General features: G+C 68.2%; 10 protein-coding genes. 2 read left to right on the plus strand and 8 right to left on the minus strand.

Features of this window, described 5'->3' with window-relative positions; all coding sequences use genetic code 11:
* The first annotated feature begins 1 nt into the window (after nt 1).
* On the plus strand, nt 2-1,822 hold the full coding sequence (locus AAW51_RS01485; protein WP_053013237.1) for a putative bifunctional diguanylate cyclase/phosphodiesterase: 1,821 nt from the start codon (nt 2-4) through the stop codon (nt 1,820-1,822).
* A 58-nt stretch (nt 1,823-1,880) separates the two neighbouring features.
* On the opposite strand, the gene AAW51_RS01490 is transcribed toward AAW51_RS01485, so the two are convergent.
* The 3 genes from AAW51_RS01490 to AAW51_RS01500 form a co-directional block, all read right to left on the minus strand.
* A complete protein-coding gene (locus AAW51_RS01490; protein WP_047197261.1) occupies nt 1,881-2,612 on the minus strand; it encodes an RNA polymerase sigma factor FliA in 732 nt (243 codons plus the stop codon).
* A gap of 95 nt (nt 2,613-2,707) precedes the next feature.
* Nucleotides 2,708-2,923, minus strand: coding sequence for a hypothetical protein (locus AAW51_RS01495; protein WP_047193210.1), 216 nt, complete (start codon nt 2,921-2,923; stop codon nt 2,708-2,710).
* Nucleotides 2,924-3,464: 541 nt separating this feature from the next.
* On the minus strand, nt 3,465-5,270 hold the full coding sequence (locus AAW51_RS01500) for an aminopeptidase P family protein (RefSeq protein WP_047193211.1): 1,806 nt from the start codon (nt 5,268-5,270) through the stop codon (nt 3,465-3,467).
* 391 nt (nt 5,271-5,661) lie between these two features.
* On the opposite strand from AAW51_RS01500, the gene corA reads away from it, so the two are divergent.
* On the plus strand, nt 5,662-6,624 hold the full coding sequence (gene corA, locus AAW51_RS01505; protein ID WP_047193212.1) for a magnesium/cobalt transporter CorA: 963 nt from the start codon (nt 5,662-5,664) through the stop codon (nt 6,622-6,624).
* An 87-nt stretch (nt 6,625-6,711) separates the two neighbouring features.
* On the opposite strand, the gene AAW51_RS01510 is transcribed toward corA, so the two are convergent.
* From AAW51_RS01510 to AAW51_RS01530, 5 genes are all read right to left on the minus strand, one after another.
* Nucleotides 6,712-7,698: an NAD(P)/FAD-dependent oxidoreductase gene (locus AAW51_RS01510; RefSeq protein WP_047193213.1), complete on the minus strand. Its 987-nt coding sequence runs from the start codon at nt 7,696-7,698 to the stop codon at nt 6,712-6,714.
* On the minus strand, nt 7,695-8,147 hold the full coding sequence (locus tag AAW51_RS01515; RefSeq protein ID WP_047193214.1) for a nuclear transport factor 2 family protein: 453 nt from the start codon (nt 8,145-8,147) through the stop codon (nt 7,695-7,697). The genes AAW51_RS01510 and AAW51_RS01515 overlap by 4 nt, the downstream gene beginning before the upstream one ends.
* Before the next feature lie 70 nt (nt 8,148-8,217).
* On the minus strand, nt 8,218-9,435 hold the full coding sequence (locus AAW51_RS01520) for an SAM-dependent methyltransferase (RefSeq protein WP_047193215.1): 1,218 nt from the start codon (nt 9,433-9,435) through the stop codon (nt 8,218-8,220).
* Entirely contained in the window at nt 9,432-10,199 is a 768-nt protein-coding gene (locus AAW51_RS01525) for a DUF1365 domain-containing protein (protein WP_047193216.1), read from the minus strand. The genes AAW51_RS01520 and AAW51_RS01525 overlap by 4 nt, the downstream gene beginning before the upstream one ends.
* The gene (locus tag AAW51_RS01530) at nt 10,199-11,545 is read right to left on the minus strand and encodes an NAD(P)/FAD-dependent oxidoreductase (RefSeq protein ID WP_047197262.1); all 1,347 of its coding nucleotides are present in this window, start codon (nt 11,543-11,545) and stop codon (nt 10,199-10,201) included. Before AAW51_RS01530 ends, AAW51_RS01525 begins: the two co-directional genes overlap by 1 nt.
* Between the last annotated feature and the right edge of the window lie 740 nt (nt 11,546-12,285).

The following is a 12,285-nucleotide window of genomic DNA, read 5'->3' on the forward strand; positions in this document are numbered from 1 at the left end:
CATGCGCACAGAGTCTTCCCGGCTGGTCAAGCACCGCGACGTGCTGATTGCCTGCATTGCGATGTTGGTGTCGGTGCTCCTGCTCACCGTGGTGCAATATCTCGAGCTGGACGCGCGCTTCCGGGCCGAGATGTCGACGCAGGCGAAGATCGTGGGCCAGAACAGCGGCGCCGCGCTGGTGTTCGACACCGTACCCGATGCGCAGGAGGTCTTGCTGACGCTGGATGCGGCGCCCGACGTGGTGTCGGCCGAACTGCTGCGGCAAAACGGCAGCGTGCTGTCGTCTTACCGGCGCAAGTCGGCCGAGCCGGGATGGCTGGGCCGCCTTGCGGGGCGAGCCACCGTCGCGCACGACGTCACGGTCAGCGGCGCCAGGGTCGGGCGGCTGGTGGTCGAGGGCGACCGCACCTCCATCCTGCACGACCTGATCAAGTTCGGCGCCGCTGCGGCGTGCACCATCGGCATTGCGCTGTTGCTGTCTTCCTTCGTCTCGCGCGGCTTGCGCCAGCGGGTGCAGGCCGCGCAGGAACGCACCCGTTACCTTGCCCTGCACGACGCCTTGACCGGCCTGCCCAACCGCGCGTCTTTCCAGGAGCGCCTGGACGAGGCGGCTCAGCGGGCCGTCGCCGGCGCGGCGCAGCAGGCGGTGATGTTCATCGACGTCGACAACTTCAAGCAGATCAACGACCTCAACGGCCACGGCGGCGGCGATCGAGTGTTGCGCGAGGTGGCCGAGCGGCTGCAAAAGCTGGTGCGCCCGGGGGACGTCGTCGCGCGCATCGGGGGTGACGAATTCGCCGTGTTGCTGGAGGCGCCGGTGCAGCCGGCAGAAGCCGCGGCCCGCGTCGCGACCGACATCGTCGAGCGGGTGCCGCGACCGATCGACTTCGACGGCGAGAACCTGCGTGTCAGCGTGTCGGTCGGCATCGCCCTGCTGCCGCGCGACGCACGCAACGCGGACGATGCAATGCAGTGCGCCGACGCCGCGATGTACCAGGCCAAGCGCGAGGGCAAGGACGCGTTCCGGTTCTTCTCTTCCGCGCTCGGCGAGGAGATCCGCCGCCGCTCTTCACTCGAGGCCGACCTGCGGGTGGCGATCGGCGAAGGGCAGCTGGTGCTGCACTACCAGCCGATCTTCGATGCCACCGGCCGCGCCGTCGGCATGGAAGGTCTGATGCGCTGGCGCCATCCGCAACGTGGCTGGGTGATGCCCGGCGACTTCATTCCGCTGGCCGAGAGCACCGGCCTGATCGTCGAGCTCGGGCTGGCCGGGCTGCGGCGGGTGCGGGCCGACCTCGACGAATGGCGGCGTCAGGGATGGGCACCGCCGCGCATCGCCTTGAACCTGGCGTCGACCCAGTTCAAACGCGAAACACACCGGCAGCGGTTTCTGGCCATGCTGAAGGAGCTGGGCCTGACGCCCGAAGAGATCGAGTTCGAGCTGACCGAAAGCACGGTGTTCGAGGACATCACCAGCCCTGACTCGGTGCTCGAATCTTTGCGCAGCCGGGGCTTCCGGCTGGCCATTGACGACTTCGGCACCGGCTACAGCTCGCTGAGCTATCTGCGTCGCCTGAAGTGCGGCAAGCTGAAGATCGACAAGGCCTTCGTGCGCGACATCTGCACCTCGCAGGAAGCGGCCCTGCTGATCCGCTCCATCATCGACGTCGCGCATGCGCTCGAGATGCAGGTGGTGGCCGAAGGTGTCGAGACCGAGGACGAGCGGGCCAAGCTGTTGTCGCTGGATTGCGACCTGCTGCAAGGCTATCTGATGGCCAAGCCGATGGCGCCGGAGGGCGTCAGGCAGTTGCTGCTGGGCTGACACCCGAGGGAGGGCGGCGCGCACGACGACGTGCCCCCGCGCCGTCGCCGGCGCCGGCTCACCAGTCGCGCAGCTTCACGCGCAGGCGCTGGAAGGCCTGGGCATGCAAGTGGCAGACGCGGGAGTCCGTCACGCCCAGCACGGCGCCGATGTCCTTCAGGCTCATGTCGTGTTCGTAGTACAGGCTCAGGGCCTGACGCTCGCGCTCGGGCAGCGTGTCGATGGCACGCACCAGCGCGGCATGCTTGCGGTAGTCGCTGACATGGCGCAGCGGGTCGGCCTCCGGGTCGGCGAACTGCTTCTCGAGCGGGCTGTTCTCGCCCTCGTCGTCGAACGAGGAGATTTCGTCGAGCGAGACGAACTGGGAGGTGCGCGCCTGCGCCATGATGTCCTGGTAGTCGTCCAGTCCGATGCCCATCTCGCGCGCCACTTCCGACGACAGCGGGGTGCGCCCGAGCTGCTGTTCCAGCTTGTGCGCCACGACACCGGCGGCGCGGTGCTGCCGCCGGGCGTCGCGGCTGATCCAGTCCCCTGCGCGCAACTCGTCCAGCATCGCACCGCGAATGCGCTGGGTGGCGAAGGCCTCGAACTGCGGCCCTTCGGGGTTCTCGCTGCGCGACAGCGCTTCGGTCAAGCCGATCATGCCGGCCTGGATCAGGTCGTCCAGCTCGACGTTGGCCGGCAGGCGCGAGATCAGTCGTTGGGCGATGCGCCGCACCATGGGGGCGTGCTGTCGGATGCTCGCGTCCAGGGCGGCACGGTCTTGGATTTTTTGGGCGGTGGCGGGCATCGGTGCGTTTTCCATGGCAAAGCCTGGGCTCTGCGCTGCTGGCGCAGTCCTCATTCGTCTCGTGGGTGGCAGGCCTGCAGCGTGCAGGCGCCGGATCAAGCGGCCGTTTCGGGCAGCGCGCTCGCTGCGGTTTCGCGGACCGGAGCCTCCGGCGAGGCGGCCTGTCGGCCCCCTTCCTGGGACTGATCCAGCGGCCGGTACACACGGCTTTGCAGACGTGCCAGACGGTCGGAAAGCTGCACCGCTGCCAACACAGCCTGCGGGTCGGTCATGAGCGCGAAGGGGTTGGTCGCGTGATCGAGAGGCTGCATGGTGGGTACTCCTGAATCCGTCTGCGGCATGTCGTGAACTTTAGTCATGGAAGCGTGGAAGCCACAGAGGCCGGGGGCTAATCGCAATGTCGGTAATTGTCTGACACGCTGACGGGCAAGGCATTGCTTGCGTCACGTTTTGCCCGACAAGGGCGGGCAAGGCGACGGCTTGCGAACGTTGCGAAGCGCCTGGACTCGGGTTGTCCCGTAGTTGTTCTTCAGATCAAAGGTAAATGCTTGCGGGGGCTAGCTTTTTGTTCCGATGCGAACGATCGGGTCGCGACCTTGCCCCATGCCGCGCTGCAGCCGCAGCGCGACAAAGTTCACGACTGACGGTGCGTCCGCGCAGCCCATCCCCTTGTAGGACAGCCGGTGCTGCTGCCGACACACGCCGACCGCGGCCCGTCTGCCACGAGGCCGCGGATGCTACACGATGCGGAGCAAGCGGGGACCCCGGCCTACGGTTGGCGGGCGTGTGTGAAGGGGCGGCGGCGCGTCGGCGACACGGGCCGCGGCACGGCGGCTCGATTGGCCGCGGGGCTCAGAGCGGCTGCGTCCGCGCGGTCAGCCAGGCGAGCGCGCGCCCTTGCAGGTGAGGCGCGACGCGTTGCCTCACCTCCGAGTGGTAGGCGTTGAGCCAGTCGGTCTCGCGGCGGTCCAGCAGGCCGGGCTCGATGCAACGTGTGTCGATGGGGCACAAGGTCAGCGTTTCGAAGCGCAGGTAGTCCCCGAACTCGGTCGAGCCCGCCGGCTGGTTGAGGGCCAGGTTCTCGATCCGGATGCCCCAGCGCCCGGGTCGGTAGAGGCCCGGCTCGATGGACGTCACCATGCCGGGCTCCATCGCCGTGTGCGGCTCCGGGGCGGCATGATAGGAGAGCACCTGCGGGCCTTCGTGGACGTTGAGGAAGTAGCCGACACCGTGGCCCGTGCCATGGCCGTAGTCCAGGCCTTCGGCCCACAAGGGCGCGCGTGCGATGGCGTCGAGCAGCGGCGAGCGGATGCCGCGCGGAAAGCGTGCCTGCGACATCGCGATCATGGCCTTGAGCACCAGCGTGAAGTCACGCCGTTGCTCGGCCGACACGGTGCCGACCGGCACCACCCGCGTGATGTCGGTGGTCCCGCCCAGATACTGCCCGCCAGAGTCGATCAGCAGCAGCCCGTCGCCTTCGATCACCGCATGCGACCGCGGAGTGGCGCGGTAGTGCGGCATCGCGCCGTTGGCGTTGAAGCCTGCAATCGTCGCGAAGCTCGGGCTGACGAAACCCGGGCGGCGCGCGCGCGCCGCCGTGATCCGGGTGTCAATGTCCAGCTCGGTGAGGCGCTCGCGGCCCAAGGTGTCTTCGAACCAGGCAAAAAACTCGGCCAGGGCGGCCCCGTCGTGCGCCATCGTCTCGCGCAGGCAGGCGCTTTCCGCCTCGGTCTTGCGTGACTTGGCGTAGGTGGTCGGGTTGACCGCTTCGACCCGCCGCACCGACTCGGGCACTGCCTGCAGCAGCCCGAGGGTGACGCGGCGCGGGTCGATCAACAAGCTGCCGTCGAGTTGCGCGAGCCGGGCAGGGGCTTCCGCATAGGGAGCGGTGTGCACCCCATCGCGCGCCAGCGTGTCGCGCAAGGGCGCATCGACCTTGGCTTCGTCGAGGAACAAGACGGCCTGCTCGTGGCCGATCAGCGCGTGGGCGACGAACACCGGGTTGTAGGGCACGTCGGCGCCTCGCAGGTTGAAGAGGTAGGCGATGTCGTCCAGCGTCGAGATGAAGTGCCAATCCGCGCCCTGCCGGCGCATCGCCTCGCGCAGGGCCGCCAGTTTCTCCACGCGGGACAGCGGCGCGTGCGGCGGCACATGCGCATAGACCGGCGGCGTCGGCAGGCCCGGGCGCTCGCGCCAGACCTGATCGACCAGGTCGAGGTCGGTGCGCAAGGAGACCTGCCTAGCGTTCAGGGCGGTGCGCAGTGCGCGGGCCGCGGCCAAGCCGAGCACCTGGGCGTCGACCGCCACCGTGTGCCCGGCCGGTATGTGCTCGGCGAGCCAGTCGACGTGGAGCTGGCTGCTGCCGGTCGGGATCTTCATCAGCTCGATGCCGGTGCCCGCCAGTTCCGCTTCCGCCTGGACCCAGTAGCGGCTGTCCACCCACAGCCCGGCAACCTCGGCCGTGACGATCAGCGTGGCCACCGACCCGGTGAAGCCGGACAACCACTCGCGCGCCTTCCAGCGCTCCGGCAAGTACTCGGACAGATGCGGATCGGCTGTCGGCACCACACAGGCGGCCACGCCTGCCTGCGCCATGGCCTCGCGCAGCAGCGCGAGACGCTGCCGGATCACGGAAGTCGTTGCAACGGCGGTATCCATCGTGGGTCCTCGAGTGTGAGCGGGTCGATCCATTCTAGGTTTGGCCGTCAGTACCCGTAGTACCCGCCGCAGTACCCGCGCATCGCGAGAAAGATGCACGCGGCAGGCGTTTTCGATGCGGCCGGCGCGGCGCGGCGGTTTGCGAGGGCGCAACGGCGGAGTGCATAATCTTGAGTCGCTTCGTGCAACGGAGCGCTACGGAGAATCGCCTTGGACAGTCACCCTCGGTGACCGTCTGCTCCCGCCAGGGGCGCCCGACCTTCGATGGGTCGCGGTGCTTGCCTACGCGTCGTGGGGTGAGACGGTCTTGTGTTTCCTGCTTCCCCCCTCACGCCCACCACACCGCGTCGGCCGATGCCCGGCTGCGGTTCCTGCCCTGGTTGGAGATGGCATGCTCAATGTGTTCACGCTGGTCAACGGCCGGCTCTATCAGGAAGAGATCGACCGCCCCGAAACGCTGACGCGGCTGCAGCCCGTCTGGGTCGACCTCGAAGCGCCCACGCCCGAGGAAAAGGGCTGGATCGCCGGATGTTTCGGTGTACAAATTCCCGACAACATCACCGGCGACGATCTCGAAGAGTCGGCGCGCTTTTATGAAGAAGACAACGGTGAGCTGCACATCCGCAGCGATTTCCTGATCGAGGACGACGACACCTCGCGCAACGTGCGCGCGGCGTTCATCCTGCACAACAACGTGCTGTTCTCGATCCACGACGAGGACCTGCCGGTGTTCCGGCTGCTGCGCCTGCGCGGGCGCCGCATGCCGGGCCTCATCGAAGGTGCCAAGGACGTGCTGCTCAAGCTGTACGACATGGACGCCGAGTATTCGGCCGACTCGCTCGAAGGCATCTACGACGCACTCGAAGCCGTCAGTGCCCAGGTGCTGAAGGCCGACGTGAGCGACACCGAGGCCGGCGAGGCGCTGGCCGCGATCGCCCGTTCGGAGGACTTGAACGGCCGCATCCGCCGCAACGTGATGGACACGCGCCGCGCCGTCAGTTTCCTGATGCGCAGCCGGCTGCTGAACGCCGAGCAGTTCGAGGAAGCGCGCCAGATCATGCGCGACATCGATTCGCTCGATTCGCACACCGCTTTCCTGTTCGACAAGATCAACTTCCTGATGGACGCCACGGTCGGCTTCATCAACATCAACCAGAACAAGATCATCCGCATCTTCTCGGTGGCCAGCGTCGCGCTGCTGCCGCCGACGCTGATCGCCAGCATCTACGGGATGAACTTCCAGCGCATGCCGGAGCTGAACTGGCAGTTCGGCTATCCGTTCTCGCTGGCGTTGATGGTCGGCTCGGTGGTCGCGCCGTTCTGGTACTTCCGGCACAAGGGGTGGCTGAAGTAGCGGGCGGCGCCCGGCGTCCGGTTCGCTGAGCGCCCTGCCCGGTGGCGCGGACGGGACGGGCGAACGTGTGCCGGGCCGCGGAAGGCGTCAGCCTTGCGCCAACACCGCCTCGGCCAGTGCGCTGCCGCTGAGCCAGGCGCGTTCCACACCTTCGGCGCCGTCCAGTGCATGCCACGCGTCGCCGCACACGCCCAGGTGCAGCTCGTCGTTCCACCCATACGGCTCGGCTCGTGGCGCACCGGTCCAGGCGTGGCGCCACAAATGCGTGGCCGAGTAGACCGGCCGCGCCAGCTTGGCGCTGAGCGCCGTGGCAAAGGCGTCGAGCAGGCGACGCGCAACATCGGCTGGGCGCGCATCCAGGTTGTTGGCGCTCCAGTAGGGCGAGGCTTGCAACACCCAGCGCGCGCCGACGCCGCTGACGGGCGCCCGTGCCGGCCGGTCGTCGTCGCGCCAGGCTGCACTGAGCACACCGCCGGCCGCGGCGAGTGCGGCAGGGTCGAGCCGCGCGGTCCGCAGCGGCAAGGGGCCCGGCCAGGCCACCATGGCCGTCCAGCACGGCTCGCTCTTCACTTCTCGTGCGGCCGCGGCCAGCGCCGGGTCGGCCGCCAGCAGCGTGACGGCGCGCTCGGCGGGCAGGGTCACCACCACGGCGTCGAAACACGGGTCGAGGCCCAGCGGCAGCGGGTTGTGCGTGCGCAAACGCCAATGCGCCTGCTCGCGCTCGACGGCAGCGACATCGACCGGCAGGGCGAGCGTGCAGCCTTGGGCCAGGCGCTCCGGCAGCGACTGCATCGGGCCGGTCGTGACCCAGCGTTCAGGCGTTTGCGGGTCCGCCCCCACCCAGCCTTGCTCTGCCCAGGCGCGTACCTGAGCACAGAAGGTTGCGCCGACGGCCCCGAAGCCGTTGGCGCCATGGTCGAACACGCCGGCCGGGCTCGCGTGGCTGGCGCAGCGGCCGCCGGGCACGGGCTGCTGTTCGAACACGGTGACCGCCTGTCCGGCGTCTTGCAAGCGGCGCGCGCACGCGAGGCCGGCGAGGCCGGCGCCGATCACGGCAATACGTTGGCGTGTCATGTCATCACCCGCTTCTTGAGCCAGCGCATCAAGCCGCCCACCAGGGGCAGCTTTTCGTACAACTCTTCGGCTGTGTCCCAGTAGTCGCGGTGCATGCAGATGCGCCCCTCGTCGTCGAACTGCAGGTGCGAGGCGCCGTGGACGGTTTGTGGCGTGGCCGGGTCGCGCTTGAAGCGGAACAGGAAGTCCCATGTCATGAAGCAGTTGCGGCCCTCGCAGACCACCTGTGCCAGCTTGAAGCGCGGCTCCAGCAGCACCTCGTACATGCGCCGGTAGACCTGCGCGATGCGCTCCAGCCCTTGCACCTCGTGGAAGGGGTCCTTGAAGCGGCAGTCGGCGGTGTAGACCTGGGCCAGCCCTTGCAGCTGCCCGGGATTCAAGGTTTCGAAGAAGTGAATCAGCCGGGCGACGTGCTGCGCCTGCCCGGGGTCGTGTGCGGAAGTGTGCATGCCGGAAGCTTACCGCCGGCGCCACGGCCTGCGGCGCCAAAGCCGTGCCGCGGCCAGGCGGCAGGCCGCCTCAGCTGGCTCGCTGCAGCGTGAACTGCATGACGCTGGTGTTGCGGTGGACGAAGGCGGCTTCGCAGTAGGCGAGGTAGAAGTTCCAGATGCGCATGAAACGGGTGTCGAACCCCAACCTCCGCACCTCCGGCTCCGCCGCGTGGAAGCGGTCGCGCCAGCATTGCAGCGTGCGCGCATAGTCGAGGCCGAAGTCGAGTTCGTTGACGACGACAAAACCGGCCTTGCGAGCTTCGCGTCGGAACGCCTGGGGACAGGGCAGCAGGCCACCCGGGAAGATGTACTGCTGAATGAAGTCGGTGGAACGGCGATACCGGTCGAACAAATCGTCGCGGATGGTGATGGTCTGCAAGCAGGCCCGTCCACCGGGTTTCAGCAGTCGCCGCAGCGTGGCGAAGAATTCGCCCCAGTACTCGAGACCGACCGCTTCGAACATCTCGACCGAGCAGATCGCGTCGAAGGGCCCGTCGTCGATCTCGCGCCAGTCCTGCAAGCGCAGCTGGGCAGGGGCATCGGCGCCGAGGCGCTCGCGGGCATAGCGCAGCTGCTCGGCCGACAGCGTCACGCCCACCACCTGTGCGCCGAACTCGCGGCCGGCCAGCTCGGCCAGGGCGCCCCAGCCACAGCCGATGTCGAGCAGGCGCTGGCCGGGCGTCAGCCGGCACTCGCGCAAGGCGCGTCGCATCTTGGCCCACTGCGCCTGTTGGAGCGGTTGATCGGCGCCCGCCTCGAACCAGGCACCCGAATACGACATGGTGTCGTCGAGCCACAGGCGGTAGAACGCGTTGCCCAGGTCATAGTGGGCCTGCACGTTCTTGCGCGCACGCGACTTGGAATTGCGGTTGAGCAGGTGGCGCAAACGGTAGGCGGCCCGCCCCCACCGGCTGCCGTAAATGGCCGTCTCCACGGCATTGCGGTTGGCCACCAGCAACTGCATCAGGCCGCTCAGGTCGGCGGTGCTCCATTCGCCGTCCAGGTAACTCTCGGCGAAGCCGATATCGCCCGACTTGAGCGTGCGGCCGCAGGCGCGCCATGCGTGCACCGTGATGCTGGCGCGCGGCCCGCTGCCATTGCCGAAGCGCGCGGTGGCGCCGTCCGGCAGGTGCAACTCCAGGGTGCCGGTGGCCAGACGGTCGAGCACCCGGAACACGGCGCGGGCCGACGCGGGCGGCCGCGGGCGGGGCTGGCCGGACAGGACCGACAGTGTGCTTCGGGTCATCTCGACGGAGAGGCTTGCGGAGGTGGTGGCTTGGCGAAGAAGGGCACGCGCCGCGCCCACAGTCGCAGCGCCTGCCAATGGATGTGCACGATGACACCGAGGGTCATCAACGGCGTGCCGAAGAACGCGCGGCGCACACTCGCGGGCGTCAATGGCACCAACGTGCCGCTCCAGCTGGTCAGCAGCAAGGGGCCGTCGGCGTCGTGATGGTCGACCCGCATCACGACACGGCCCGCGTCGCCCTCACCCGGTGACGTGCGCAGGAATCGAAAGCGGTAACGACCTTCGACGCGGCAGAAGGGCGACACATGGAACACCTTGTCGGCCTGCAGCGTCTGCCCCGGCCGCAGCTCAGGGCCGGTCAACACATAACAATGGCGCTCGCCAAAGGTGTTGTTCACTTCGGCGACCAGGGCGGCCAGCGAGCCGTCGCAGCGCTCCGCATACCAGAAGCTGACCGGCTTGAAGGCGTAGCCGAGCACCCGTGGATAGGTCTGCAGCCACACTTCGCCGTCGGCGTCGTGCACGCCGGCCTCGGCCAGCAAGGTGTCGAGCCAGCGCAACGCGTCGTCGCCGCCGTCGCCATGGTCACAGTCGTGGAAGGACAGGCAGGCAAAGCGATGGCGCGATGGCAGCGCGGCAGGCTGCCGTCGCATGGTGCGCATCGGCAGCATCAGGAAATAGCTCGAATAGGCGAAGGCGTGGTGCACCGGGCGCAAGCGGGTGTGGCGCACCTGGCCGAAGCCGATCAGGGGGCTGTGCATCACGCCGCCTGAAGCGCCCGGTCCGCTGGCGCCGGGTGTTGCCCCTCGTCCAGCAGTCGCTGCGCGACTTCGAGGCCCGAGCGCAGGCCGTCTTCGTGAAACCCGTAGCCGGTCCAGGCGCCGCAATACCAGGTGTGGCGCTGGCCTTGCAGGCGGGGCAGGTCTTGCTGGGCGTCGAAGGCCGCCAGGTCGAACACCGGGTGGGCGTAGTCGAACTCGGCCAGCACCCGCTCGAGCCGGGGTTCGCGCGCCGGGTTGAGGCTGACGATGACGGGGGTACGCACCGGCAAAGGCTGCAGGCGGTTCAGCAAATAGTGCAGACACACGGCCGCGCTTTCCTGCGAGCTGTCGGGCGCACGCTCGTAATTCCAAGCCGCCCACGCGCGGGGCCGCTGCGGCAGCACGCCCTCATCGGTGTGCAGGACGGCGCGGTTGGCCTGGTAGCGGATGGCGCCGAGCACGCGGCGCTCGTCGTCACTCGCGTCGGCGAGCAGGCCGAGCGCTTGGTCCGCATGGCAGGCGAACACCACCTCGTCGAAATGCTCGAGGCCGCGGTCGGTGAGCACCTCGACACGGCCTTGCAGGCTGGGCCGGCGGACCTGCAGCACCGGCGCCTGCAAACGTGCATCCGCCAGCGGCTCGACCAGTTTGCGCACGTAGTGCCGGGCGCCGCCGACCACGCTGTACCACTGCGGTCGGTCGACGAGCTGGATCAAGCCGTGGTTGTGACAGAACCGAACCATCGTCGCGACCGGAAAGCGCAGCATCTGGTCGGTCGGACACGACCAGATGCTGCCGAGCATCGGCAACAGGTACCAATCGCGGAACTCGGCGCTGTACCGCTCGTCGCGCAGGAAGTCGCTGAGCGGCTGCCGCAACTCGTGGTCGGCGCCGTGCCGGGCGAGCGCCGTGGCCCGGCGGTTGAAGCGGGCAATCTGCATCAGCATGCGGCAGAAGCCGGGACGCAGCAGGTTGCGCGGCTGTGCGAACACGCTGGCCAGGTCACGCCCGCCCCACTCGACGCCCGCGCCGGGCACCTGGACCGAAAACGACATTTCGGCCGGTGCCGTCTCGACCTGCAGTTGATCGAACAACCTGACCAGCCGCGGGTAGGTGCGGCGGTTGAAGACCAGGAAACCGGTGTCCACGCCGAAACAGACCGGGCCTTCGGGCGCGTCCAGCTGCACGTCCACCGTGTGGGCATGGCCGCCGAAATAGTCGTTCGCTTCGAACAGCGTGACAGCCAGGTGCGGCGCAAGGCGGTGCGCGGCGATCAAGCCGGAAATGCCTGAGCCGATGACGGCCACACGCGGCCTGGTCAAGGCGGTAGGGGGAGATACGTCCATGCCGGACAGCGCAGCGCGCGCCCCTTCGGGCCGCCGTGCGGCGATCACTGAGAAACCTCCGTGCTGCGCACTGCGGTATGAGCCCCTTCGGGCGGCCGTGCGGGGCTCATGCCCACCCGCTCCGGGACCCGGCGGCGTCCAGTTCTGCCGTCCTGCCCGGCACACCGGGCAGCGTCCCCGGGGCCGAGAAAGAAAGGCGCCGCGAAGCGTCCCAGGGCGAAGGAGGGAGGGAGGGAGGAGGAGGAAACGCGCCCTGAGCTTTCATCCGGCCGTGCCGGAAGGCTCCGCAGCGGAAATGCGACATGCTCCAGCACCAGGGGCAGCCGGCTCGGGCGCCCGGGGCGGAACATGTACGGATGCATCCGCAGCAGCCGTGGCCGTTGGAAACGCGTCCTGGACCGAAGTTCCATGCCCGTTGCGCCGACATACAAACGGTTGCGCTTTTCCTGCGTCGGCCTCGAGGTGAGGCTGTGGCAGGAGTGGAGGCGGTCATCGGTCTTGTCCCTTGGTGTTTTTGCAAAGTTTACACGGGCTGGTTTGGCCGCCTTTTCCAAGCCCAGGCAGGAGATCGGCATCGGTCGGGCGTGTCGATGCACCAAGGTGGTGCTGAATTGCCACGCATCCTCCAACAGCTTGTACGTTTCGTGCTGGCGACAAACCCCGCTTGTGAACAGGGAAATCCAGTGGCGGCGCAGCCTTTTACTGCGCAATTCCCTGACTTCCGCGACAATCGGCGTTCG

It is taken from the genome of Caldimonas brevitalea (assembly GCF_001017435.1).
GTDB lineage: Bacteria > Pseudomonadota > Gammaproteobacteria > Burkholderiales > Burkholderiaceae_C > Caldimonas > Caldimonas brevitalea.

Excerpts from the sequence above, each read along its gene's own strand:
- AAW51_RS01485 (WP_053013237.1), top strand. The coding sequence starts at position 2 with ATGCGCACAGAGTCTTCCCGGCTGGTCAAGCACCGCGACGTGCTGATT.
- AAW51_RS01490 (WP_047197261.1), bottom strand. The coding sequence starts at position 2,612 with ATGCCCGCCACCGCCCAAAAAATCCAAGACCGTGCCGCCCTGGACGCG.
- AAW51_RS01495 (WP_047193210.1), bottom strand. The coding sequence starts at position 2,923 with ATGCAGCCTCTCGATCACGCGACCAACCCCTTCGCGCTCATGACCGAC.
- AAW51_RS01500 (WP_047193211.1), bottom strand. The coding sequence starts at position 5,270 with ATGGATACCGCCGTTGCAACGACTTCCGTGATCCGGCAGCGTCTCGCG.
- corA (WP_047193212.1), top strand. The coding sequence starts at position 5,662 with ATGCTCAATGTGTTCACGCTGGTCAACGGCCGGCTCTATCAGGAAGAG.
- AAW51_RS01510 (WP_047193213.1), bottom strand. The coding sequence starts at position 7,698 with ATGACACGCCAACGTATTGCCGTGATCGGCGCCGGCCTCGCCGGCCTC.
- AAW51_RS01515 (WP_047193214.1), bottom strand. The coding sequence starts at position 8,147 with ATGCACACTTCCGCACACGACCCCGGGCAGGCGCAGCACGTCGCCCGG.
- AAW51_RS01520 (WP_047193215.1), bottom strand. The coding sequence starts at position 9,435 with ATGACCCGAAGCACACTGTCGGTCCTGTCCGGCCAGCCCCGCCCGCGG.
- AAW51_RS01525 (WP_047193216.1), bottom strand. The coding sequence starts at position 10,199 with ATGCACAGCCCCCTGATCGGCTTCGGCCAGGTGCGCCACACCCGCTTG.
- AAW51_RS01530 (WP_047197262.1), bottom strand. The coding sequence starts at position 11,545 with ATGGACGTATCTCCCCCTACCGCCTTGACCAGGCCGCGTGTGGCCGTC.